The 23,859-nt window shown below is 66.9% G+C and carries 16 protein-coding genes and 1 other RNA gene; 10 read left to right on the forward strand and 7 right to left on the reverse strand.

The window, feature by feature from the left end; genetic code table 11:
- Positions 1-91: 91 nt before the first annotated feature.
- The 3 genes from EO174_RS10965 (at position 92) to EO174_RS10980 (ending at position 5,626) form a co-directional block, all read left to right on the forward strand.
- Entirely contained in the window at positions 92-928 is an 837-nt protein-coding gene (locus tag EO174_RS10965) for a DUF1460 domain-containing protein (RefSeq protein WP_164740174.1), read from the forward strand.
- A 343-nt stretch (positions 929-1,271) separates the two neighbouring features.
- On the forward strand, positions 1,272-3,392 hold the full coding sequence (locus EO174_RS10970; protein WP_241240005.1) for a TonB-dependent receptor: 2,121 nt from the start codon (positions 1,272-1,274) through the stop codon (positions 3,390-3,392).
- Between the two features lie 1,163 nt (positions 3,393-4,555).
- Positions 4,556-5,626 carry an aldo/keto reductase gene (locus tag EO174_RS10980; RefSeq protein ID WP_126944508.1) on the forward strand — a complete coding sequence of 357 codons (1,071 nt, stop codon included), beginning with the start codon at positions 4,556-4,558 and terminating at the stop codon, positions 5,624-5,626.
- A gap of 108 nt (positions 5,627-5,734) precedes the next feature.
- Here the strand turns inward: EO174_RS10980 and EO174_RS10985 are convergent, their stop codons facing one another.
- The 4 genes from EO174_RS10985 to EO174_RS11000 all read right to left on the reverse strand — a co-directional run bounded on the left by EO174_RS10985 (position 5,735) and on the right by EO174_RS11000 (position 9,695).
- Positions 5,735-6,373, reverse strand: coding sequence for a response regulator transcription factor (locus tag EO174_RS10985; protein WP_024938967.1), 639 nt, complete (start codon positions 6,371-6,373; stop codon positions 5,735-5,737).
- Between the two features lie 181 nt (positions 6,374-6,554).
- Positions 6,555-7,616, reverse strand: coding sequence for an ABC transporter substrate-binding protein (locus tag EO174_RS10990; protein WP_126944511.1), 1,062 nt, complete (start codon positions 7,614-7,616; stop codon positions 6,555-6,557).
- On the reverse strand, positions 7,616-9,001 hold the full coding sequence (locus EO174_RS10995; protein WP_119127369.1) for a sensor histidine kinase: 1,386 nt from the start codon (positions 8,999-9,001) through the stop codon (positions 7,616-7,618). Before EO174_RS10995 ends, EO174_RS10990 begins: the two co-directional genes overlap by 1 nt.
- Positions 8,994-9,695: a response regulator gene (locus EO174_RS11000; RefSeq protein ID WP_119127367.1), complete on the reverse strand. Its 702-nt coding sequence runs from the start codon at positions 9,693-9,695 to the stop codon at positions 8,994-8,996. The genes EO174_RS10995 and EO174_RS11000 overlap by 8 nt, the downstream gene beginning before the upstream one ends.
- A gap of 246 nt (positions 9,696-9,941) precedes the next feature.
- Between EO174_RS11000 and EO174_RS11005 the strand changes: the two genes are divergently transcribed.
- The 4 genes from EO174_RS11005 (at position 9,942) to EO174_RS11020 (ending at position 15,029) form a co-directional block, all read left to right on the forward strand.
- The gene (locus tag EO174_RS11005; RefSeq protein WP_126944514.1) at positions 9,942-11,135 is read left to right on the forward strand and encodes an OprO/OprP family phosphate-selective porin; all 1,194 of its coding nucleotides are present in this window, start codon (positions 9,942-9,944) and stop codon (positions 11,133-11,135) included.
- Between the two features lie 238 nt (positions 11,136-11,373).
- Positions 11,374-12,702 carry a CitMHS family transporter gene (locus tag EO174_RS11010; RefSeq protein WP_104584005.1) on the forward strand — a complete coding sequence of 443 codons (1,329 nt, stop codon included), beginning with the start codon at positions 11,374-11,376 and terminating at the stop codon, positions 12,700-12,702.
- A gap of 168 nt (positions 12,703-12,870) precedes the next feature.
- Positions 12,871-13,611 carry an acetoacetyl-CoA reductase gene (gene phbB / locus EO174_RS11015; RefSeq protein ID WP_016904744.1) on the forward strand — a complete coding sequence of 247 codons (741 nt, stop codon included), beginning with the start codon at positions 12,871-12,873 and terminating at the stop codon, positions 13,609-13,611.
- A 386-nt stretch (positions 13,612-13,997) separates the two neighbouring features.
- A complete protein-coding gene (locus EO174_RS11020; RefSeq protein WP_104584004.1) occupies positions 13,998-15,029 on the forward strand; it encodes a LacI family DNA-binding transcriptional regulator in 1,032 nt (343 codons plus the stop codon).
- A gap of 160 nt (positions 15,030-15,189) precedes the next feature.
- Here EO174_RS11020 and EO174_RS11025 read toward each other — a convergent pair whose 3' ends face one another.
- Positions 15,190-16,509, reverse strand: a complete 1,320-nt coding sequence (locus tag EO174_RS11025; protein ID WP_126944518.1) for an MFS transporter — start codon at positions 16,507-16,509, stop codon at positions 15,190-15,192.
- 267 nt (positions 16,510-16,776) lie between these two features.
- On the opposite strand from EO174_RS11025, the gene EO174_RS11030 reads away from it, so the two are divergent.
- The 3 genes from EO174_RS11030 (at position 16,777) to EO174_RS11045 (ending at position 21,610) form a co-directional block, all read left to right on the forward strand.
- The gene (locus EO174_RS11030) at positions 16,777-19,233 is read left to right on the forward strand and encodes a TonB-dependent receptor (RefSeq protein WP_164740175.1); all 2,457 of its coding nucleotides are present in this window, start codon (positions 16,777-16,779) and stop codon (positions 19,231-19,233) included.
- A gap of 34 nt (positions 19,234-19,267) precedes the next feature.
- The gene (locus EO174_RS11035; RefSeq protein ID WP_126944524.1) at positions 19,268-21,187 is read left to right on the forward strand and encodes an alpha-amylase family protein; all 1,920 of its coding nucleotides are present in this window, start codon (positions 19,268-19,270) and stop codon (positions 21,185-21,187) included.
- A 347-nt stretch (positions 21,188-21,534) separates the two neighbouring features.
- A non-coding RNA gene (locus EO174_RS11045) (sX9 sRNA) lies at positions 21,535-21,610 on the forward strand.
- Between the two features lie 66 nt (positions 21,611-21,676).
- On the opposite strand, the gene EO174_RS11050 is transcribed toward EO174_RS11045, so the two are convergent.
- Entirely contained in the window at positions 21,677-22,357 is a 681-nt protein-coding gene (locus EO174_RS11050; RefSeq protein WP_126944530.1) for a type 1 glutamine amidotransferase domain-containing protein, read from the reverse strand.
- Positions 22,358-22,595: 238 nt separating this feature from the next.
- A complete protein-coding gene (locus EO174_RS11055) occupies positions 22,596-23,858 on the reverse strand; it encodes a flavohemoglobin expression-modulating QEGLA motif protein (RefSeq protein ID WP_126944533.1) in 1,263 nt (420 codons plus the stop codon).
- Position 23,859: the final 1 nt, after the last annotated feature.

Consider the following 23,859-nt stretch of genomic DNA (forward strand, 5'->3'; position numbering starts at 1 on the left):
CGCTACAGTGCGTGTGTCCATTGCTGCCCACGTCTGCATCGTGCACAGCTCACCTGCCGATGTTTCTCCCCCGGAAACTTGTGGAGCCCTCATGTTCAGGCCTGCCTCCGTGATGTTGACCGCGTTGCTCGCCGCAGGTTGCGCGGCGGAGATGCCCGTGCAGGCGTCCACGCCATCGGCGACCGTGCCGCCCTCCGGCCCGGTGCGCGCTGACATGGACCCGTACACCTTGCAGACCCTGGACCGCGTGCTGCACCAGGCATCCACGCAGCGCGGCGTGAGTCCGGGGCATCTGATCAAGCTGCTCTCGGCGGAATTTCTCGGCACGCCGTATCAGGCCAACATGCTGCAGGGCTCGGCCACCGTGCCGGAGCGGCTGATCATCGACTTCAGGGGCCTGGATTGCTTCACCTATCTGGACTATGTCGAAGCGGCGCGCCACGCCCATTCGCAGCAGGATTTCGTCGATCGCGTGGTCCTCACCCGCTACGTCGATGGCGTCATCGGCTTCACCTCGCGCAAGCACTTCTTTTCGGACTGGGTCGCACGTGCCTACCCGCTTGCCGACGACATCACCGCAACGCTCAGCCCCAGGGCCGTGCGCGTGGACAAGACACTCAACCTCAAGGCCGACGGCAGCAACTATCTGCCCGGATTGCCGCTGGTGCAGCGGTCCATCACCTACATCCCCGCCGCCGATGTGGACAGCACGGTGGTCCGGCAGCTGCGCACCGGCGACTATGTGGGCAGGTACTCGCCGGCGCCCGGGCTGGATGTCAGCCATGTCGGCATCTTCGTCATGACCGACCGGGGCCCGGTGTTACGCAATGCCTCATCGCGCCCGGAAAACGGAAAGGTCGTGGACTCGCCGTTCATGGAGTACGTCGCCCGCACGCAGGGCATCGTCATCTACAGGGCCAGGCCCTGATCCCGGTCGCGATGCGGGCAACCGCCAGTCCGGCGGCAGGCATCGTCTCGATCCGCTCCGCCGGTGCATTGCCGGCGCCACACCGTGTCGGTGGGCGTGGGCGCCCATCTCCCGCTGCAGCGCGCACTGGGTGAACGTGTGATGCCAACGCAGCGTGCGGATCTGCACGATCGCCGCTGAGCATCGCATGGAGGTCGGCGCGACGCCGGCACTCGCGCACCAGCCGGTAGCGTGCCCGGCACCCGGGCGACTGCACCTGCTACACTATCGAGAACGATTCCCATTTGACTTTGCCTAGCGGAGCATGCCGCGTGCTCCGTCAGCGCCCTGGAGTTCTTACTCGATGAAGCTTTCCGCCCATGGATCGGCCGGCATGCCGTTCGTTGCCACCCTCTGCCTGTTCGCCTCCGCCACCGCTTCGGCCCAATCGGACGTCACCGACACGCTCGACACCGTGGTGGTGGCCGCCTCGCGCTCCAACATGACCGTGGCCGAGTCGCCGCAGACGGTGCTGATCATCGACAAGGCGCAGATCCAGCAGCAGTTGACGATCTCCAGCAATTCGTCCGACGTGCTCGCCAACCTGATTCCCTCGTACACGCCCAGCCGCGGCAAGATGAACGGCAGCGGCGAAACCCTGCGCGGGCGCACGCCGTTGATCCTGATCGACGGCGTGCCGCAGTCCAACCCGATCCGCCCCACCGGGCGCGAAGCGCACACCATCGACTATGCGATGGTCGAGCGCATCGAAGTCATCCAGGGCGCCAATGCCATCAACGGGCTGGGTGCCACCGGCGGCACCATCAACATCATCACCCGGCGCCCGCAGGACGGCTCGCTGAATCAGCACATCGACGTGCAGGCCACCGCGCCCACCTCGGAAACGCGTGCGGAAACCACCAGCGGCGAGACGCGTTACCGTGTGGATGGCCGCGCGGACAAGCTCGATTACCTGTTCTCGGCCAGCTACAGCGACCAGGGCCTGTATGTGGACGGACTGGGCCGGCCGATCGGCGCCGACAACACCCAGGGCGACCTGATGACGTCCAAGAGCTACGACGTGCTGGCCAAGCTCGGCTACGCGCTCACCGACACGCAGCGCCTGAGCGTCAGCGTCAACCGCTACCGCATCAAGAACGACAACGACTACATCGGCATCGCCGGCAACCGTGCGCAGGGCCTGCCCACCACCTCGGTGCGCGGCACCCCGCAAGGCACCGCGCCCTGGAACGATGTGCTGACCTCCAGCCTGTCGTACACCCATGACGACCTTGCCGGCATGCAGCTGAGCGCGATGGTGTTCAACCAGGAGTTCGAAGGGCTGTTCGGCGCCGACAACTCGTCCACGTTCCAGGATCCGCGCATTGCACCGGTCGGCACGCTGTACGACCAATCGCGTTCGGTCGCCTCCAAGTGGGGCAGCAAGATCAGCCTGACCAGGGACGACCTGCTCGACAACCGGCTCAAGCTCACCGGCGGCGTCGACCTGCTGGCCGACACCGGCAAGCAGGATCTCTACGGCACCGGGCGTACCTATGTGCCCGAATCGGACTACCGCAACCTGTCGCTGTTCGTGCAGGGCGAATACAAGCTGCTGCCCGAGCTGACCTTGCATGCCGGCGTGCGCCGCGAAGAAGCCGAGTTGAAGATCGACAGCTACCAGACGCTGTGGCGCTACAACCGCGTCGCTGTCGAAGGCGGCACGCTCGACTTCAACCAGACCCTCTACAACGCCGGCCTGGTCTACACGCCGGTCGAGGGTGTGAGCTTTTTCACCAGCTATTCCGAAGGCTTCGGCATGCCGGACGTGGGCCGCGTGCTGCGCGCGATCAACACGCCGGGCACACGCGTTGCCAGCCTGAGCACGCTGGAGCCGATCCTGACCAAGAGCGTGGAAGCGGGCACCCGCCTCACGCGTGGCGCCTTCGATGCGGACCTGAGCTACTTCCAGTCCAACTCGGACCTGGGCACGCGCGTGGTGCCGATCAACGGCGCCTTCATGATGAGCCGCGAAAAGACCCGCGTGCAGGGCGTGGACGCCAGCCTGGGCTATCGCCTGGATGCGGCGCATCGGCTGCGCCTGTCCTACGCCTACACCCGTGGCCGCTACGACAGCGACAACGACGGGCAGCTGGACGCACGCCTGGACGGGCTCAACGTGGCGCCCAACCGCGTGATTGGATCGTGGTCGGCGCAGTGGACGCCGAAGCTCTCCTCGTTCGTGCAGGCCCAGCACGCCTTCAGCCAGTCCTTCGACGAGGCCGACAAGCGCTTCAGCGGCTACACGCTGGTGGATGCGACGTTCAATTACGCGTTGCCGCGTGGCGCAGTGCGCATGGGCGTGTCCAACCTGTTCGACAAGCAGTACATCACTTACTACTCGCAAGCAGCCCTGGTCGAACCGCTGCGCTACTTCGCCGGGCGTGGCCGCACCATTACGCTGGGGTATTCGCTGGATTTCTGATGGCGTGGCGTGATTGCCGGCAGCGCGCGACCGATACGCCCGCGCAAGCGTGCTGCTGCGCCTGGATGTCGAGCCGTAGCGCCGTTTAGATACAGTCAGCAGCCACTGCCCTCGCCGCCCTAGACAGTTGGTCGGCTGCTTTACTGAAACCATGCGCACCGACCGTCTCGACTGGTCCTTGCCCGCTCACCGTCGCGGGACCCTGAGCGGCATGGATGCCGCGCCGGAGCCTACAGGGACGTACTTGCGGCGTGTCCCGCGATGGTGGGCGGGCAAGGGCCCTGCAGCCAACTGACAGCGTCGAGGGCGCGGTGCCCTCAACGGTTGCGGGACACGCCGTGAATCCATCCATGGAGGCTCGGTGGCGGCATCCATGCCGCCACACGGTCCCGCGACCGGCGAGGACGCCGCACCAGATAGGTTGCTGGCTGCTTTATTGAAAACCATGCACACCGACCATCTCGACTGGTCCTTGCCCGCTCACCGTCGCGGGACCTTGAGCGGCATGGATGCCGCGCCAGAGCCTACACGGACGTACTTGCGGCGTGTCCCGCGATGGTGGGCGGGCAAGGGCCCTGCAGCAAACTCACAGGGTCGAGTGCGCGGTGCCCTCAACGGTTGCGTGACACGCCGTGAATCCATCCATGGAGGCTCGGTGGCGGCATCCATGCCGCCACACGGTCCGCGACCGGCGAGGACGCCGCACCAGATAGGTTGCTGGCTGCTTTATTGAAAACCATGCACACCGACCATCTCGACTGGTCCTTGCCCGCTCACCGTCGCGGGACCCTGAGCGGCATGGATGCCGCGCCAGAGCCTACACGGACGTACTTGCGGCGTGTCCCGCGAGGGTGGGCGGGCAAGGGCCCTGCAGCGCAGCCGCGGATATCAGCATCTTGCTCGCTCAGTCGCCACCCCGGAAAGGCGCATCTGCGCCCGCTACGCGCGTGTTCGTTGGCGCCCTGCAATCGACGCGGCAGCGCCCCACGCACATCGCATCGAACGCTGCGATGCATGCATGCGGCTGCGGCTGCGTGACGATGCTGCGTTGACGATCCGGAGGATCGGGCAAGGATGCCGGATCACCAGGCTCACACCGACCCGGCGGCCCGCGGCACAGTGCATTGCACGACGCACAACGCCACTATCGGGAGACACACCGCATGACTCAGACACTGTCGCTGGACCACTATCGCCTGCTTGGCCGCTCCGGGCTGCGCGTCTCGCCGCTGTCGCTGGGCACCATGACCTTCGGCGAAGCCTGGGGCTGGGGCGCGGATGCGGGCGAAGCCAGGCGCATCTTCGATGCCTATGCAGACCGCGGCGGCAATTTCATCGATACCGCGGTCAACTACACCAACGGCGGCGCCGAGCGCATCCTCGGCACGCTGATCAAGGACCGCCGCGAGCGCTTCGTGCTGGCGACCAAGTTCACCATGGCGCGCGATGCGGACAACATCAATTCCGGCGGCAATCATCGCCTCAACCTGATCCGCTCGGTCGAGACCAGCCTGCGCCAGCTCGACACCGACCGCATCGACCTGCTGTATCTGCACGCCTGGGATTTCACCACCTCGCCGGAGGAAGTGATGCGCGGGCTGGAGCATCTGGTGCAGTCGGGCAAGGTGCTCTACCTCGGCATCTGCAACACCCCGGCCTGGCGCGTGGCGCAGTTGCAGACATTGGCCGATCTGCGTGGCTGGTCGCCGCTGGTGGCGCTGCAGATCGAATACAGCCTGGTCGAACGCAGCGTCGAACACGAATTGCTGCCGATGGCACGCGAACTGGGCCTGGGCGTATTGCCCTGGTCGCCGCTGGGCGGCGGCATCCTGACCGGCAAATACAGCCGCGCCGATCTCTCCGACGACAACGCGGCAGAGGTCTCGACCAGCCGCAAGGGCGTGATCGCCTCGACCGGGCATCTCAACGCACGCTCGCTGGAGATCGCCGATGTGGTCGGTGCGGTCGCCGAGGAACTGGGCGCCTCGCGCGCGCAAGTTGCGCTGGCCTGGACCTTGCGCAACCCGGCGGTGGTCTCGCCGGTGATGGGCGCACGCACGCTGCAGCAGGCCGAGGACAACTTCGGCGCGCTGGAGATCGTGTTCAGCGACGACCAGCTGGCGCGGCTGGATCAGGTCAGCGGCCTGTCGCCGATCTTCCCGGAGCGCTTCATCGGCCGGCCGATGGCGCAGCAGCTCATCTACGGCAGGCACACGCTACAGCTGCGCAACTGAGCAAACGGCAGGCGCAGGGGCACAGTCACCACCGTCGTCGCTGCAATGCGCCTGGTCGCTGCAAACCCGCGCCGACCGCGATCCCGCAGCGCCGCTGTCCGGCAGCGATCAGCCCTCGCCTTCCGGCTCCAGCGCCTTGACCAGCACCGCCGCCTGCGTGCGGCTGTAGCAGTCCAGCTTCTTCAGGATCGCGGTGACATGCACCTTGACGGTGTTCTCGGCCAGCCCCAGTTCGTGCGCGATCTGCTTGTTGAGCAGGCCGTCGGCCAGGCTCAGCAGCACGCGGAATTGTTGCGGGGTGAGCTGGGCCAGCTTGGAGGCCAGTTGCGCGTCGGCCTCCGAGCGCTCGGCGGTCATCGGCGGGAACCAGGTGCCGCCCTCCAGCACGCTGGCCACCGCAGTGCCGATCGATTCGGCCGGAGTGGATTTGGGAATGAAGCCGGCCGCGCCGAACTGCTGCGCGCGCCGGATCACGCGTGGGTGATCGTTGGAGGAGATCACCACCACCGGGATGTCCGGATGCTCGCCCCGCACATGCAACAGCGCCGAGAAGCCGCGCGCGCCCGGCATCGCCAGGTCCAGCAGCACCAGCTCGGCCTGTGGGTGCGAGCGCAGCATCGCGCTCAGCGTGGCGGCGCTGGAGGCCTCCACCACATCGGCCTGCGGCAGGGTCTGCTGCAGCACATGGATCACGGCGGCACGGAACAGCGGGTGGTCGTCGGCGACGAGGATGGTGAGATCGGCCATCCACCAAGTCTGGCACATGGCCGTGTCGGTTTCCCGCGCCCGGGCGTCCACCGCCACTGCGTTGCGCAGGCGTCAGGCCTGTCGGCAGCCAGCGTGTGCGTTGTGAGCGCCGCTGCCACGTCCCGCAGACGCAAGGCACGTAGCGCGCGCCGCGCTGGCGCGCAGCCGTGCTCGCGGGTCGTCAGCGCCCGCCCTGGCGCGGCGGCTGCGTGCTGGCGCGCCAGGCGTCCAGAAACTGCCGGCGCTTGAGCTTGTCCAGATACACCAGCAGGCCCGGGCCCAGCGGGATCGGGCGGAACGGCGGCTGCGCCGAGCCGCCACGCCCGCCGGCGGCCGGCAGGATCGGCATCAAGCGCGCCTCGCGCGAAAGCACCTGCTGGCCGCGCGGCGACAGCAGGTAGTCCAGGAACCGGCGCGCCTCCGGCGCATGCGGCGCGGTCCTGGGGATCACCGCCGTACGCAAGGCCACCAGCGTGTAGTCCTGCGGCTGCACGATGCCCAGCGGCGCGCCGGCGTCGATCCGCGTCTGCGCATAGGAGCCCAGCACGTTGTAGGCCAGCAGCAGCTCGCCCCGGCTGACGCGGTCGAGCAAGGTGCCGGTACGTTCTTCGAGCCTGACCTGGTTGGCCCCCAACGCGGCCAGCAGCGCACCGGCGATGCTGCCGACCTGCCCGTCCTGGGTGGCAAACAGATAGCCCACCCCGCTGCGCTCGACATCATAGGTGCCGACCCGGCCACGCAGCGGCGCGGCGGGTGCGCGCAACAGGGCCAGCAGTTGCCGGCGCGTGCGCGGCACGCGTGAGGCCGCCAGCTTGCGCGTGTTGTAGACGATCGCCACCGGCTCGTAGCTGATGCCGAATACCTCATGCCGCCACTGCGCCCACGCTGGCAACGCTTCGGTCTGCGCGGAGCGATGCGCCAATGCATGCCCATCGTTGACCAGCTTGGTCTGCAGATCCATGCTGGCGCTGATCAGCATGTCGGCGGCCGCCGTGGCCTTGCCGGGATGCAGATAGCGGTCATAGATGTCCCAGGCGATCACATCTTCGTAGATCACCTGGGTGCCCGGATGCAGGCGCTGGTAGTCTTGGATGACCGCGCCGAACACTTCCAGATCGGTGGAGCCCTGCACGCGCAATTGCGCCTGCACCGGGCCATGCGCGGGAAACACCCGTACATCGCCGGGTGCGGCGCGCGCCACAACCGGCGCCAGCAGCGCCACCATCAGCAACAGCACGCGCATCACCGCGTCCCTCCAGGAAAATGCAACGAGGCGATCAGCCCGCCGCCGACGCGGTTGCTCAGATCGATGCGCCCGCCGTGCGCTTCGACCACGCGCTTGACGATGGCCAGCCCCAGCCCCGCGCCGCCGGCCGGTGCCTCCGGCCCGCGGACGAAACGCTCGAACACGCGCTCGGCCTCGGCGGCGGGAATGCCGGGGCCGTGATCGGCGATGGTCAGCACGTGATGGCTGCCGTCGCTGGTGAGCGCCACCTGCAATGGTGCCCCGGCGCCGTACTTGCAGGCGTTGTCGATCAGGTTCTTCAGCGCCTCGCGCAGCAGCAAGGCATCGCCACGCAGCAGCGCCGGCTGCGGGTCGATCGCCAGGTGCACGCGCGGGGCGCCGTCGCCACGCGGCAAGGCCTCGTGCAAGGCCTGATGCAGCACCTCGGCCAGATTCACGGTGGCAAAGCGCTGCAGGTTGGCGCGATGGATCACGCTGGCGTCGCTGAGCAATTGATTGAGCAGCCGGCTCATGTGGCTGGCATTGCGCTCGATCGCCACCAGGCTGCGTTGCATCTCGCGCGGGTCGTCGTCGTCCATCGCCAGTTGCGCCTGCGCGCGCAAGGCAGCCAGCGGCGTGCGCATCTGGTGCGCGGCTTCGGCCATGAAGGCGCGCAGGGTTTCGTTGCTGGACGACAGCCGCGCCATGAAGCGATTGAGCGCGGTCACCATCAACTGCATCTCCTGCGGTGCCGGCGCGCTCAGCGGTTTCAGGTCGGAAGGCTCGCGCCGCGACAGATCGCGCTCGATGCGCTGCAACGGGCGCAGGGCGCGATACACGCCCAGCCACACCAGGCCCAGGGCCAGCAGCGACAGCACGCCGATCGCCACCAGCGCATTGAGCACCACATCGCGTGCCACCGCATCGCGCGCGCGCCGGGTCTGACCGACCTGCACGCGCACCTCGCCCTGCCCGGACGCCGATGCCACCCGATGCATCACCACCGCAAAGCGCACCGGCTCGCCGCTGTAGTCGGCATCGAACAGCACCGGGCGCTCGTCGCCGGGCGCGCGCGCCGGCAATGGCAGCCTGTCCTCGCCGGTGATGGTGCGGCCTTGCGCATCGAATACGCGGTAGAACACGCGGTCTTCCGGTGCCATGCCGAGCAGGTCCAGCGAGGCGTACGGCAGATCCACCTGCCAGTCGCCGCCGACCAGCGCCACGCTGTCGATGATCGATAGCGCCGAGGACACCAAAAGATGATCGTAAGAGCGGTTGGCGGCGCGCTCGCCGTAATCGCGGGCGGCAAAGAACAGCACCACCGCGCCCAGCAACGACAGGCTGCCCAGGTACAGCAGCAGAGTGCGCCGGATCGACGGTGCCACCATCCGCGGCTCAGCCATCGAGGCCGGGCTCCACCGGCGCATGCGGATCGGCTTCCTCGAGTTTGTAGCCGGCCCCGCGCACGGTGACGATGCGCAACGGCGCGCCCGCCAGCTTGCGACGCAGGCGGCCGACATACAGCTCGATCGCATTGGGCCCGGCATCGTCGTCGAAGCCGAACAAGCCGTTGCCGATCTCGTCCTTGCCCACCACCTGGCCCAGGCGCCCTATCAGGATCTCGAACAGGCGGTACTCGCGGTTGGGCAACTCGATCGGCGCCCCGTCCAGCGCTAGCGTGTGCGCGGCGTTGTCGAACACGAACCCGCCGATCTGCACCACCTCGCTGGCCTGCCCGCGATTGCGCCGCAGCAGCACCCGGCAACGCGCCTCGAACTCGCGGAAATCGAACGGCTTGCCCAGGTAGTCGTCGGCGCCGACATCCAGCGCCTGCACGCGGTCCTCGATGCCGTCGCGCGCAGTCAGCATCAGCACCGGCGTGGTATCGCCACGCTCGCGCATCCCGGCCAGCACGCGCAATCCATCCAGCTTGGGCAGGCCGATATCCAGCACCACCAGATCGAAGCTCTGATAGCGCAGCACGCTCGCCGCCGCCAGGCCGTCGGACTGCCAATCCACCGCATGCCCGCTACGGCGCATGCGCCGCACGATGGCATCGGCGAGATCGGCGTTGTCTTCGACTAGCAGCAGGCGCATTGGGCGGGGATTGGGGAGTCGGGATTGGGGAGTCGCAACGGCGGTTGGCCGCGGCCGGAAGGTAACAGGCCGCGCAACCAAAAGCTTCTTTCGCTTCTGCCAATCCCCAATCCCGACTCCCAAATCCCCGCCCCCCCGACGACAGGCCCATGACAGCTTCGCCGGACTAGGCTGCTGCCAACGCGCCGCAGCGTGCTTGTGCGGTGCATCGCTGAACGTGATTCACACATGTACCTGGGAGGGTCTGTGAGCAACGACACCTTGCGTCTGCGCGTCTTCACCGCCTGTGCTGCGCTGTGCCTGGCACCGGCGGCGCAGGCGGCCGAGGGCGACGGTACGGTCACCGCCGAGGTGGGTGGGCGCGTGCACTGGGACTTCACCATGTTCGACAACGACGAACGCGGCACCCCCGAGCGCAACGACACCCAGTTCCGCCGCGCGTGGCTGGATGTGGCGGGCAAGTTCTACGGCTTCACCTACAAGGCCGAAGCGGAATTTGCCGGCCTGCAATACGAGTCCGGCAGCCGCGGCATCCTGGCGCGCGATGTGTATGTCGCCAAGAAATTTTCCGCCGGTACGCTGACCGTGGGCCAGTTCAAGCAGTACTTCTCGCTGGACGACCGCACCGGCTCCAACTATGGCCCGTTCCTGGAACGCGGATATGCGGCCACCACGCTGGCGCCGATCTACCGCAAGGCGATCTCCTGGCAGGCCAATCGTCCCGATGCAACCTGGTCCACGGCGGCCTACAGCCTGGAAAGCATCGACAACTCCTCCACCAAGGGCGGCGCGCTCGGCACCCGGCTGACCTTCGCACCGGAGATGGGCGAGGCGCGGCTGCGCCACCTGGGCGTGTCGCTGGCGCACGAGCGCTATTCGCATCCGGGCAGCGACGGTGCGGCGCCCCTGCTGATCCGCCCACGCCCGGAAAACGATCTGGCCAACAACAGCCGCATCACCCTGGCGCGCTTTGCCGATGGCCGCGATACCGATTTCGACAAATGGTCGCTGGAGTACGCCGAAGTGCTGGGCCCATGGTCGTGGCAGAGCGAATTCAGCGGTGGCCTGCTCGACGACGGTTCCCAACATGCCAAGGTGTTGGCCAGCTACGGCCTGGTCAGCTGGTTCGTCACCGGCGAGTCGCGCGGCTACGACCGCAAGACCGGCCGTTTCAGCCGCATCAACACGCCCAACCGTCCCTCCGGCGCGTTCGAGCTGGCCCTGCGTTACGACTACATGCGCGGCGACCAGCACCTGGATGGCCAGCCCGATTTCATCAACGCCAGCACGCAGTCGTGGACGCTGGGCGGCAACTGGTACTTCAAGCCGAACCTGCGCGTGATGCTCAATGTGATCGACAGCCGCAACCGCGACCGCAGGGTCGATGCGGTGGTCGATCACACGCTGGCGGTGACCGGCCGGTTCCAGTACGACTTCTGATGACGTGCATGCGCGCACCGGCATTCACGGCGATTGGCAGCACCGGGGGCGTTGCGCCGCGCAAGCGCAACGTTGCCGTCACTGCTGCTCCGGCGCATCTAAAGCCGTGGCCGGTGCGACACACGACGATGCGCTCAGCCGGCGCTAATGCTCCGCATCCACGGCATCGCCGCTGCATGCGCTGCGCAGCGGCGCGCTCCACTCTCCCCCTGTTGTATGCCTCAAAGGATGTGCCCGCATGCTGACCGCGCTCGGTTTCGGAATGGTGATCACCTTCATGTACCTGATCATGAGCAAGCGGCTGTCGCCGCTGGTGGCTCTGATCACGGTGCCGATCGTGTTCGCGCTGCTGGGCGGCTTCGGCACCGGCATCAACGAGATGATGCTCGACGGCATCAAGAAGATCGCGCCCACCGGCGTGATGCTGATGTTCGCCATCCTCTACTTCGGGGTGATGATCGACGCCGGCCTGTTCGATCCGTTGGTTGGCCGCATCCTGCGCCTGGTCAAGGGCGATCCGCTGAAGATCGTGATGGGTACGGCGATCCTGGCGATGCTGATCTCGCTCGACGGCGATGGCTCCACCACCTACATGATCACCGTGTCGGCGATGCTGCCGCTGTACCAGCGCCTGGGCATGAACGCGCTCAACCTCACCTGCGTGACCATCCTGGCCAGCGGCGTGATGAACCTGACCCCGTGGGGCGGCCCCACCGCGCGCGCCGCCACCGCCCTGCATGTGGATCCGGCCGACGTGTTCGTGCCGCTGGTGCCGGCGATGGCGATGGCGATCGCCGGCATCCTCACGCTGGCCTGGTATCTGGGCATGCGCGAACGGCGCCGCCTGGGCGTGGTGCGCCTGCCGGCCGACGGCAACTGGCTGGACACCAGCATCCCGGAAGAAAGCGATGCGCTGCCGCGGGTGGAAGACACCGAGGACATGAAGCGGCCCAAGCTGCTGTGGGTGAACCTGCTGCTGACCCTGGCGCTGATGGCCGCGCTGGTGGTGGGCGTGCTGCCGATGCCGGTGCTGTTCATGATCGGCTTTGCGCTGGCGCTGATGATCAACTATCCCAACCTGGCCGAGCAGCGCCGCCGCCTGGTCAATCACGCCGGCAATGTGCTGTCGGTGGTGTCGCTGATCTTCGCCGCCGGCATCTTCACCGGCATCCTGTCCAACACCGGCATGGTCGAAGCGATGTCGCGCAGCTTCCTGGCGGTGATCCCGGACAGCTGGGGCCCGTATCTGGCGGTGATCACCGCGATCGTCAGCATGCCGTTCACGTTCTTCATGTCCAACGACGCGTTCTACTTCGGCGTGCTGCCGATCCTGTCCGAGGCCGCCGGCCACTACGGCATCACCCCGGTGGAAATGGCCCGCGCCTCGCTGGCCGGGCAACCGGTGCATCTGCTCAGCCCGCTGGTGCCATCGACCTACCTGCTGGTCGGCCTGGCCAAGGTCGACTTCGCCGACCATCAGCGCTTCACGCTGAAGTGGGCAGTGCTGATTTCCCTGCTGATGCTGGCGGGCGGGCTGGTGTTTGGCCTGTTTCCGTTGGCGCGCTGACGCCCGCCGGGAATGGGGAATCGGGAGTGGGGAATCGTAAGGGCGGCGCTGTGCTGTCGTGTCTATTCCTGAGTTCCACATGGCGAACAGAAGCCGCAACAGCGGCTCCTGTTCTACCGATTCCCCACTCCCAATTCCCCATTCCCAAACTCCGAAGGAGTTCAAGCAATGACACTTCGCATCGCATACGTCACCAGCGGCATGGGCAGCGTGGGTACCGCGATCTGCCAGAAGCTGGCGCGCAGCGGGCATACCGTGGTCGCCGGTTGCGGGCCCAATTCGCCGCGCAAGACCTCCTGGTTGCGCGAGCAACGCGAGCAGGGCTTCGAGTTCGTCGCCTCCGAGGGCAATGCCGCCGATTGGGATTCCACCGTGGCCGCCTTCGCCAAGGTCAAGGCCGAGGTCGGCGAAATCGATGTGCTGGTCAACAACGCCGGCGGTAGCCGCGACACCTTGTTCCGGCAGATGAGCCGCGACGACTGGAACGTGGTGATCGCCAGCAACCTGCACTCGCTGTTCAACATCACCAAGCAGGTGGTCGACGGCATGACCGCGCGCGGTTGGGGACGCATCGTCAACATCGGCTCGGTCAGCGCGCACAAGGGCCAGATCGGGCAGATCAATTTCGCCACCGCCAAGGCGGCGATGCATGGTTTCAGCCGCGCCCTGGCGCAGGAAGTCGCCTCGCGTGGGGTCACCGTCAACACCATCTCGCCGGGCTATATCGCCAGCGCCTCGATCAGCAGTTTCCCGCCCGACGTGCTCGACCGCCTGGCCACCTCGGTGCCGATCCGCCGGCTCGGCAAACCGGCCGAAGTCGCCGGGCTGTGCGCCTGGCTCGCCTCCGATGAAGCCGCTTACGTGACCGGCGCCGATTACGCGGTCAATGGCGGTCTATACATGGGCTGAGAGCCGCCACGGAACGCAGCGCGGTCGTTAGATGAGTATGGACAAAGCATCCGAGCCGGACTGTGCGAACGCTTCATGCCGGTTCCGAACAGCGACCGCGCCGCTAGGCGGGGCGCGCCGTCACATTCATGGGCGCGCTGAAGGTGCGCCGCTCTAAGCATCGCCGCTCCAAACATCACTGATTTGCAGCATCACTGATCTGCAACCTCACCACCCAGCAGCCTCACGCTCGTCGTGGCCGCTGTGATGCACGCCGCGCCTGCCCTGCGCTTGCATGCAGGTGCGTGATGGCGCCTGACCCGCACGCGCAAGCGACCGCCACTGCGTCGATCAACCCGCCTCCAGTGCGAACTGATTACACTCGGGTTTTTCCGCACTGCGCTGACATGGCCAAACCTTCAGAACGCGCCACGCCGGGGCCCCGCCCGCAGATGGCCGACATCGCCCGCATGGCGGGGGTGTCCGAATCCACCGTGTCGCGCGCCCTGGCCGGCAGCCCGGTGGTGGCCGAGCGGACGCGTGCGTACATCAAGCAGATTGCCGCCGATGCCGGCTACCAGGTCGATCCGATCGCGCGCAGCCTGCGTGCCAAACGCTCCAACACGGTAAGCGTGGCCGTGCCGATGATGCATGCGCTGGACCAGCCGCTGTCGGACCCCTTCATGATGACGATGCTGGCACTGCTGGCCGAAGAACTGACCGGGCGCGGCTACAGCATGTTGCTGTCCAAGCTGGACCGGCATCAGGACGGATGGGTGGAACAACTCGCACGCGGCAGCCGCTCCGATGGCGTGATCGTGCTGGGGCAAAGCTCCGAGCATGCCGCGCTGGACGAAGCCGCACGCGATGGCCTGCCGATGGCCGTGTGGGGCAGCCGCATCGATGGGCAGTCGTACATCAGCGTGGGCAGCGACAATTTCCAGGGCGGCGCGCTGGCCACCGACCATCTGATCGCCAGCGGCCGTCGCCGCATTGCCTTCCTGGGCGATGATCAGTTGCCCGAGGTTGCGCCGCGCTTTGCCGGCTATCGCCATGCGCTGCAGCGGCACGGGCTGGACTTCGATACGCGGCTGCACGCGCGTAGCCACTTCCTCAGCGAAGACGCCTACCGCCTCACCCGCGCCATGCTCAAGAAGACCGATCCGCCGGATGGCCTGTTCGCCGCCTCCGACGTGATCGCGGTCGGTGCGATCCGTGCCCTGGTCGAAGCCGGGCACCGGGTGCCGCAGGACATCTCGCTGGTGGGCTTCGACGATATTCCGCTGGCCGCCTACAGCCAGCCACCGTTGACCACGGTGCGGCAGGACCTGGGGCTGGCCGCGCGCCTGTTGGTGGACCGGCTATTGGCGCTGATCGGCGGCGAAGCGGTGGAGTCGGTGGAGATGCCGGTGAAGCTGGTGGTGCGTGAGTCGGCCTGAGGCTGAGGCTGGGATTGGGGATTGGGGATTGGGGATTGGGAATCGGGAATCGGGAATCGGGAATCGTAGGAGCGTGTGTCGGCGGCGGGTTGCACGCAATCGGTTGCTGCTGCCACGCTGCTTTTCTTAGTGCCGTGGCAGTACGGCACTGCCGCGGCGGCTAGGCCGCCACGGCCTTGGGCTTGCGGACGCGTACGCACAGCATCGCCACTGCGGCGGCCAGCATCAGCGCGCCGGCCAGGCGGATCACGTTGCGCGGGTCGCCATGCAACAGCCACGCGTAGTACAGCGGCAGGGTGACGATCTGGATCAGCATCGGCAGCACGATGAACAGGTTGAACAGGCCCATGTACACACCGGTGCGCTCGGGCGGAATGCTGTCGGCCAGCATCAGGTAGGGGTTGCCCATCATGCTGGCCCAGGCCAGGCCGATGCCGATCATCGGCAGCAACATCAGCCAGCGGTCCTGGATGCCGGGCAACACCCACATGCCGACCCCGGCCGCGACCAGGCAGGCCGCATGGGTGTACTTGGGGCCGATGCGGCGCACCACCGGCACCATCGCAAACGCGGCCAGAAACGCGATGAAGTTGTAGAACCCGCCGATCTGCCCATTGACCAGGCCGGCCTCGCGGAAGCCATGCGAGTTGGCGTCGGTGGTGCCGAACAAACTGGTCGACAGCGACAGCACGATGTATTGCCAGTAGCAGAAGATCGCATACCACTGGAACAGCATCACCGGCGCGAGCTGGCGCATGGTCGGCGGCATTGCGCGCAGGGCGCCGTAGATTTCGCGCACGGTGGCGCCAAGCCCGGCACCGGTCTGGCGCATCCGCGCGATCTCTGCCGGCGCGATCGCCGGCTCGCGCACGCTGCGCGCGGTGAGCAGGATCGAGCCCGCAGAGAACCCCGCACCGATCACGAACGCGGCGATGGTGACGTAGGGAATATGGTGCGCATTGGCGGCGTCCTGGTTCATGCCCATCCACACCAGCAACGGCGGGGTGAGATACGCCAGCGTCTGCGCAAGCCCGGTGAACGCGCTTTGGGTCAGATACCCCAGCGGCCGCTGCGGTGGCGCCAGCACATCGCTGACCAGGGCGCGGTAGGGCTCCATTGCCACGTTGTTGGCCGCATCCAGGATCCACAGCAGGCATACCGCCATCCACAACGCGGTGCTGAAGGGCATCGCCAGCAGGCACAGGCTGCACACCAGCGCCCCCAGCACCATGTACGGCATGCGCCGGCCCCAGCGGGTCACCGAGCGGTCGCTCCACGCACCGACGAACGGTTGCAGCACCAGCCCGGTGATCGGCCCGGCCAGCCACAGGTACGGCAGGCTGGCGTGATCGGCGCCCAGATAGTTGTAGATCGGGCTCATGTTGCTCTGCTGCAGGCCGAAGCTGTATTGCACGCCGAAGAAGCCGGCGTTGAGCGCCAGGATGCGCGCGAAGGAGAACGGAGTGGCGGTCGACGACATGCAAGGCCCTGGGCATCGGTGCGGCTCCCAGTGGCCGCAGCGCACTGTACCCTGCCGCCTCTGCAATCGATTGTAACGCTGCGCCGCAACACGCTTTCGCTTTCAAACACACAAGCTCGCAGGCACCTAAACGATGCTGCAGCGCAGGATTGCAATCGATTGTATAGCAGCGTATTACTGCGCTCGTACTGCAGGCCACACGGCCACTCCCTGGGAGGGGACGATGCAGGCGTCGGCCTACCACCATCCGTGAAAGAGAGAACCGCAATGCCCACCTTGCACACCCTGCGCCTGCATGCCCTGGCCTGCGCGGTCGTTTCCTGCCTGTGCGCGCCCGCCGCGCTGGCGCAGGACGCGGCCACCGCCACACCCGTCACGCCGCCGGCCGCCGACAGCGCCGCGGTCAACCTGGATTCGGTGTTCGTCACCGGCACCTCCACCGCCACCACCAAGCTGAAGTCCAGCGTGTCGGTCAGCACCGTCGGCGCCGAGGCGATCGAACAATCGGCGCCGCGCAGCACCGCCGAAATCTTCCGCAACATTCCCGGCATCCGCTCCGAATCCAGCGGTGGTGAGGGCAACGCCAACATCGCCGTGCGTGGCCTGCCGGTTGCCTCCGGCGGCGCCAAGTTCCTGCAGCTGCAGGAAGACGGCCTGCCGGTGATGGAATTCGGCGATATCGCCTTCGGCAACGCGGACATCTTCCTGCGCTCGGATTTCACCCTGGACCGCATCGAAGCCATCCGCGGCGGCTCGGCATCGACGTTCACCAGCAATGCGCCCGGCGGCATCATCAACTTCATCAGCAAGACCGGCGACACCGCAGGTGGCAGCGTCGGCGTGAGCCGCGGCCTGGACTACGACAACACCCGCGTTGACTTCGACTACGGTGCGCCGTTCGCGGAAAACTGGCAGTTCAACATCGGCGGCTTCTTCCGCCAGGGCGATGGCGTGCGCGATGCCGGCTACACCACCGACAAGGGCGGCCAGCTCAAGGCCAACCTGACCCGGCTGTTCGAGAACGGCTACGTGCGTGTCTACGGCAAATACCTCAACGATCGCGCCGCCGGTTATCTGCCGGTGCCGACCTCCGTGCGTGGCCGCGACGGTTCGCCGGACCTGGGTGGTTTTGCCGGCTTCGATCCGGGCAATGACACCTTGTACAGCCGCAATTTCCGCAGCGATGTCGGCCTGGACGGCAACAATCGGCCGCGCCGCACCGACCTGGGCGACGGCATGCATCCGATCTCGCGCACCATCGGCGCCGAGGCCTGGTTCGACCTGGGCAACGGCTGGAACCTGAGCGAGAAGTTCCGCATCGCCGACAACAGCGGCCGCTTCGTCAGCCCGTTCCCGGCCGAGGTTACCGATGCCGCCACGCTCGCCGCCTCCATCGGCGGCGCCGGCGCGCAACTGGTGCAGGCCAGCGGCCCGGACGCCGGCCAGGCCTACACCGGCAACGCGATCCGCACGCATCTGTTCAACGTGGCGATCAACGACCTGGGCAACGTCACCAACGACCTCAGCGTCTCGCGCGAGTTCGGCAGCGACGGCCGCACGCTCAACCTGCGCATGGGCTACTACAGCTCGCGCCAGACCATCGACATGGACTGGACCTGGAACTCCTACGTGCAGAGCCTGGGCCGCAATTCGCGCCTGCTCAACGTGGTCGATGCCGGCGGCGTGTCGCGCTCGCAAAACGGTTTGTACGCGTACGGCACTCCGTTCTGGGGCGATTGCTGCAACACGCGCAGCTACGACGTGCGCTACGACGTCAACGCACCCTATCTCGCGCTCACCTTCGACAGCGGCAAGTTCAGCATCGACGGCAGCCTGCGTTACGACATGGGCGATGCACGCGGCAACTATGCCGGCACCGCGATCGCACAGAACCTGGACGTCAACGGCGACGGCGTGATCCAGCCGGTGGAACAGCGCGTGGCCACGGTCGACACCGCCAACGCGCGGCCGGTGGATTACGACTGGAATTACCTGTCGTATTCGCTGGGCAGCAATTACCTGATCAACGACGACCTGGGCGCGTTCGCGCGCATCAGCCGCGGCGCACGCGCCAATGCCGACCGCCTGCTGTTCGGGGTGATCCGCGACGACGGCTCGGTCTCCTCCGACGAAGGCGTCAACGTGGTCCGCCAGGCCGAAGCCGGCCTGAAGTGGCGCCGCGACGGGCTGAGCCTGTTCGCCACCGCGTTCTCGGCGCGCACCGAGGAGCAGAACTTCGAGGTCACCAGCCAGCGCTTCTTCAACCGCAGCTACGAAGCGCACGGCGTGGAGCTGGAAGCCAGCTACCGCCATGAAGGCTTCACCGTCAACGGCGGCCTGACCTGGACCGATGCGGAGATCTCCAGGGACCAGATCACCCCGGAAAACACCGGCAACGTGCCGCGTCGCCAGGCCGATGTGGTGTGGCAGCTCACCCCCAGCTACCGCGGCGACGGTTACCAGTTCGGCGTCAACCTGATCGGCACCACCGATGCCTACACCCAGGATTCCAATCAGCTGAAGATGCCCGGCTATACGCAGGTGAACCTGTTCGGCGACTACCGCGTGACCGACGCACTCACCGTCGCGCTCAACGTCAACAACCTGTTCAACACCTTCGGCCTGACCGAGGCCGAGGAAGCCAGCATCCCGGCCAACGGCATCATCCGCGCGCGTTCGATTGCCGGCCGCACCACCAGCATCAGCCTACGCTACGACTTCTAAGGACCCCTCGCCGGGTTCGTCCCGGCGCCTGCCAATGAGCACCTCCCCCACCGATCTCCCTGCAGTGCGCGCGGCCTTTGCCGCGCCGCTGGACCCGCAGCGTGCGAGCACGCTCTTGCCACGCTTCGACCGGCACGCGCCGCGCCTGCTGGGTGCCCTGCACACCCTGTACGGCGCACGCCCCGACACAGCGGCCTGGCTGACGCAGTGGATGGCTGCGTTGGGCAGCCTCGCACAGCAGCGCCCGCAACCGCTGCAACAGCTCGACACCACGCGCCAGCCCGGCTGGTTCGGCGAGCAGCACATGCTGGGCTACAGCGCCTACGTGGACCGCTTCGCCGGCACGCTGCAAGGGGTGGCCGCACGCGTGCCGTACCTGCAGGAGCTGGGCGTGCGCTATCTGCACCTGCTGCCGTTCCTGCGCGCACGCGCCGGCGATAACGACGGCGGCTTTGCGGTCAGCGATTACGGCCAGGTCGAACCGAGCCTGGGCAGCAACGACGACCTGGTCGCGCTGACCACGCGCCTGCGCGAGGCCGGCATCAGCCTGTGCGCGGATTTCGTGCTCAACCACACCGCCGACGACCACGCCTGGGCGCAGGCGGCGCGGGCCGGCGATGCGCGCTATCTCGATTACTACCATCACTTTGCCGACCGCAGCCTGCCCGACCAGTACGAAACCACGCTGGGGCAGGTGTTCCCGCACACCGCACCCGGCAACTTCACCTGGGTGGACGCCACCGGCCGGTGGATGTGGACCACGTTCTATCCGTATCAGTGGGATCTGAACTGGAGCAACCCGGCGGTGTTCGGCGAGATGGCGCTGGCGATGCTGCAGCTGGCCAATCTGGGTGTGGAAGCCTTCCGTCTGGATTCCACCGCGTATCTGTGGAAGCGCACCGGCACCGACTGCATGAATCAGCCCGAGGCGCATACCCTGCTGGTGGCGCTACGCGCGGTCACCGACATCGTGGCGCCGTCGGTGGTGATGAAGGCCGAAGCCATCGTGCCGATGACGCAATTGCCGCCCTACTTCGGCAGCGGTGCGGACCAGGGCCACGAATGCCACCTGGCCTATCACAGCACGCTGATGGCGGCCGGCTGGTCGGCGCTGGCGCTGCAACGCGGCGACATCCTGCACAACGTCATCGCGCATAGCCCGCCCTTGCCGGCCAACTGCGCGTGGCTGAGCTATGTGCGCTGCCACGACGACATCGGCTGGAACGTGCTGCAACACGAAGCCGCCGGCAACGCCGCGCAGCCGCCATTCGCGCTGCGCGATGTCGCGCGCTTCTATGCCAACCAGATGCCGGGCAGCTACGCGCGTGGTGAGAGCTTCCAGAGCAGTGGCGACGGCGTGCACGGCACCAATGGCATGGCCGCGGCACTGGCCGGCATCCAGGCCGCGCAGGAATCCGGTGACGCGGCGGCGTTGAGCATGGCGGTGGATCGGCTGGTGTTGCTCTATGCCATCGCACTGGCGATGCCGGGCGTGCCGTTGATCTATATGGGCGACGAACTCGCCTTGTCCAACGATATCGGCTACCGCGACGATCCGCAGCGTCGGCACGAAGGCCGCTGGCTGCATCGCCCGGCAATGGATTGGCAGCGTGCAGCACAGCGCGATGTTGCAGCCAGCGTGAGCGGCACGGTATATCGCCGGTTGCGTGGATTGATCCGGCAACGTGCCGCGCTTCCCGCACTGGCTGCCACTCAGCCGCTGGGCAGCATTGCGCTGGGCGATGCGCGTCTGTTTGCGTTGACCCGTGGCGATGACTTTGTGGCCGTGCACAACTTCGGCGAGCAACCGCTGACGGTGGAGCTTGCCGCACTTGGGGGCGACCGGTGGACGATGTTGGCGGATGGCAGCGAGGCGGCTACCGAATCGCTGGGCGATGCCATGCGGCTGGTGCTGCCGGCTTATGCGGTGCGCTGGCTGGAGCGTGTTGCTTGAGCGATGTGGTGCAGGTTCGTGGCGCTCCTGCAGGGCGGACGATCTGCGGCCAGAGCGGACGATCTGTGACCGGCTGCAGGGCCCTTGCCCACCTACCATCGCGGGACACGCCGCAAGTACGTCCGTGTAGGCTCTTACGCGGCATCCATGCCGCGTAAGAGCCCGCGACGGTCGGCGGGCAAGAGCCAATCTGGATGGTCGGTGCGCTTGATGACAAACACCGAATTGCGTCGGGCTATCGGATGCCGCTGCATTCGGATGCCGCTGCATTTTGAAGGCGCACGATAAAATCGCTAAGAACTCCTGCGCTCAGCGTTGGAAGGATGCGGCCGCAGCTCGGCACCGGTGTATCCCACGCGTACACGCCGGTTGCTCCGCACCTTCCGCACCCCACCGACGAATGATCGCTACGCTTTGTTCGCCGCTCCAGATCAAACGCCGCAGTCTTTCCGGTGGCCGTCCTTGCGCCACCATGGGACAACCGAAGAATCAGCGCTTCGACAACTCGAGCAACGCTTCGGCCGCCTTTTCCGAAGACGCGGGGTTCTGGCCGGTGACCAGCATGCCGTCGGTGACTACGTGCACGCCCCAGTCGGCGCCCTTCTCGTAGCGGCCGCCGAGCTCGGTCAGCACGTCTTCGACCAGGAACGGCACGATCTTGGTCAGGCCCACGCCCTCTTCTTCGCCATTGGTGAAGCCGGTGACGCGGCGGCCGTTGACCAGCGGCTTGCCATCGCTGCCCTTGACGCGGCGCAGCGCGCCCGGTGCGTGGCACACCAGGCCATGCGGCTTGTTGGCCATGGCGAACGCTTCGATCAGCGCGATCGAATCCGCGTCTTCGGCCAGATCCCACAGCGGACCATGGCCGCCCGGGTAGAACACCGCATCGAAGTCCTCGGCCTTCACGTCTGCCAGGCGATGCGTACTTGCCAGGGCCTTTTGCGCGTTGGCGTCCTGCTTGAAGCGCTTGGTCGCTTCGGTCTGCGCGTCGGGCTCGTCGCTCTTGGGATCCAGCGGCGGTTGGCCGCCCTTGGGCGAGACCAGGGTGATGTCGGCGCCGGCATCCTTGAACACGTAGTACGGCGCGGCGAACTCTTCCAGCCAGAAGCCGGTCTTCTTGCCGGTATCGCCGAGTTGGTCGTGGGACGTGAGCACCATCAGGATCTTCATCGCATTGCCTCGTATCAGGGCCCATCTCGGGCGAGGCAATCAGTGTCCGGATCAGCCCGTTGCAACATCGTGTAGAACGCGTCTGCGCGACGCATGCGGTTCAGCGCCACGTGGGGCGGCGATGCAATCAAGGCGGGCGGCTGCGCCGCCCAGCATCCACGAATGAGGTGCGACTAGCGCCATCGCGCTGCGCGCTTGCACCTGCCCGGCGCCTGTCCGCAAGCTGGCGTAACGATGGTCAGACATTCATCGCCGGCGGCTGCAGCTGATCCATGCGGATGCGGTTGGCAAACAACGAAAACGCCAGCATGCCGGCCAGCCCGCTGACCCGGCTCACCCACGGCGGCAACCAGCGCGGTGCGACCAGCACGCCGCTGTCGAACAAGGGCGCAAGGCGCGCCACATCGCCCAGCGCCATCTTGCCGGCGAACAGGTAGCGGCACAGCTGCAGCTGGTCGCGCTGCAAGGCATGCCGGAAGAACGTATGCACCGCGACCAGCCCGCGCAGGTACACCGTGTCCTTGGTGAAGGCGCCGCCGCCGGAGGTCGGCACGCCGCGGAATACCCGCTGCGCCGAGGAAAAGCTCTCCGCCGCGCTCTGCCCGCCGGCAGTGAAGTAACGGAACACCTCGATGAAATCCGCGCCCGAGCGCGCCATCGCAATCGCCTCGATGCGCAGGCTGATGCGCTTCATGCGTTCGATGTCGATGCTGCCGGTGATCTGCTCGGCAAAGGTCGCCAGGCCTTCCTGCGTGGCGGTGGTGCGCGGCGAGGAAATGCCCAGGCTGGGCAGGTGCAGCTGCGCGCGCCCGTTGAGCGCGGTGAGCGAATGCACCAGGGCCTCGTGATGGAACAGCTGCGCACGGTCGTAATCGCTGAAGGTGGCGCCCGTGCGCAGGCGGATGCGGTGTGCACCTGCGGCCGCCTTGGCCAGCAGATCCGGATCCAGCGTGACGGTGATGACGCGCCCTTCGAAGAACGCGTCCAGATCGTTCTGCAGCTGCATGCGCAAGGCGGTGGCCGACACCGGCACCTGCTCTTCGGGCGCCAGCAGCTCGCGGTCCAGCTCCTGCGCGATCTGGATGAAATGCCGCGCCGCCTCGCGCGTGCTCGGGCCGTTGCCCGGCATCGGGTCGTCGGGCACGCCGAACAGCTGCGCCGAGTAATCGCTGACTGCGGAAGTGCCCAGCGACTCCAGCAGGCCGGCAGCCAGATCCCAGCTATGGGTCGAATCGATCAGGTAGGCGCCGATCGGATGGTGCGGGTCGGCCGCCCTGGCGATCGCGGACAGTTCGCGCCGGGTGTCGCCAAAGTCCAGCGCCGGGTACTCCACCTGCGGCAGCTCCGGTTGCCCGCGCGCCACGCTCTCCAGGAACGGCTCCTGCAGCGAGCGCGGCCAGCTCGCCAGGGCGAGCAGGCGCACGCCACGCACGGCCTTGACCAGGCGCGCATCCAGCGCCGCATGGTGGACGATGTCCGGCGGGCCCTTGCGCGATGGCATG

Source organism: Xanthomonas sp. BRIP62418 (genome assembly GCF_003993495.1).
GTDB classification, from domain to species: Bacteria; Pseudomonadota; Gammaproteobacteria; order Xanthomonadales; family Xanthomonadaceae; genus Xanthomonas; species Xanthomonas euroxanthea.

Excerpts from the sequence above, each read along its gene's own strand:
- EO174_RS10965 (WP_164740174.1), top strand. The coding sequence starts at position 92 with ATGTTCAGGCCTGCCTCCGTGATGTTGACCGCGTTGCTCGCCGCAGGT.
- EO174_RS10970 (WP_241240005.1), top strand. The coding sequence starts at position 1,272 with ATGAAGCTTTCCGCCCATGGATCGGCCGGCATGCCGTTCGTTGCCACC.
- EO174_RS10980 (WP_126944508.1), top strand. The coding sequence starts at position 4,556 with ATGACTCAGACACTGTCGCTGGACCACTATCGCCTGCTTGGCCGCTCC.
- EO174_RS10985 (WP_024938967.1), bottom strand. The coding sequence starts at position 6,373 with ATGGCCGATCTCACCATCCTCGTCGCCGACGACCACCCGCTGTTCCGT.
- EO174_RS10990 (WP_126944511.1), bottom strand. The coding sequence starts at position 7,616 with ATGCGCGTGCTGTTGCTGATGGTGGCGCTGCTGGCGCCGGTTGTGGCG.
- EO174_RS10995 (WP_119127369.1), bottom strand. The coding sequence starts at position 9,001 with ATGGCTGAGCCGCGGATGGTGGCACCGTCGATCCGGCGCACTCTGCTG.
- EO174_RS11000 (WP_119127367.1), bottom strand. The coding sequence starts at position 9,695 with ATGCGCCTGCTGCTAGTCGAAGACAACGCCGATCTCGCCGATGCCATC.
- EO174_RS11010 (WP_104584005.1), top strand. The coding sequence starts at position 11,374 with ATGCTGACCGCGCTCGGTTTCGGAATGGTGATCACCTTCATGTACCTG.
- phbB (WP_016904744.1), top strand. The coding sequence starts at position 12,871 with ATGACACTTCGCATCGCATACGTCACCAGCGGCATGGGCAGCGTGGGT.
- EO174_RS11020 (WP_104584004.1), top strand. The coding sequence starts at position 13,998 with ATGGCCAAACCTTCAGAACGCGCCACGCCGGGGCCCCGCCCGCAGATG.
- EO174_RS11025 (WP_126944518.1), bottom strand. The coding sequence starts at position 16,509 with ATGTCGTCGACCGCCACTCCGTTCTCCTTCGCGCGCATCCTGGCGCTC.
- EO174_RS11030 (WP_164740175.1), top strand. The coding sequence starts at position 16,777 with ATGCCCACCTTGCACACCCTGCGCCTGCATGCCCTGGCCTGCGCGGTC.
- EO174_RS11035 (WP_126944524.1), top strand. The coding sequence starts at position 19,268 with ATGAGCACCTCCCCCACCGATCTCCCTGCAGTGCGCGCGGCCTTTGCC.
- EO174_RS11050 (WP_126944530.1), bottom strand. The coding sequence starts at position 22,357 with ATGAAGATCCTGATGGTGCTCACGTCCCACGACCAACTCGGCGATACC.
- EO174_RS11055 (WP_126944533.1), bottom strand. The coding sequence starts at position 23,858 with ATGCCATCGCGCAAGGGCCCGCCGGACATCGTCCACCATGCGGCGCTG.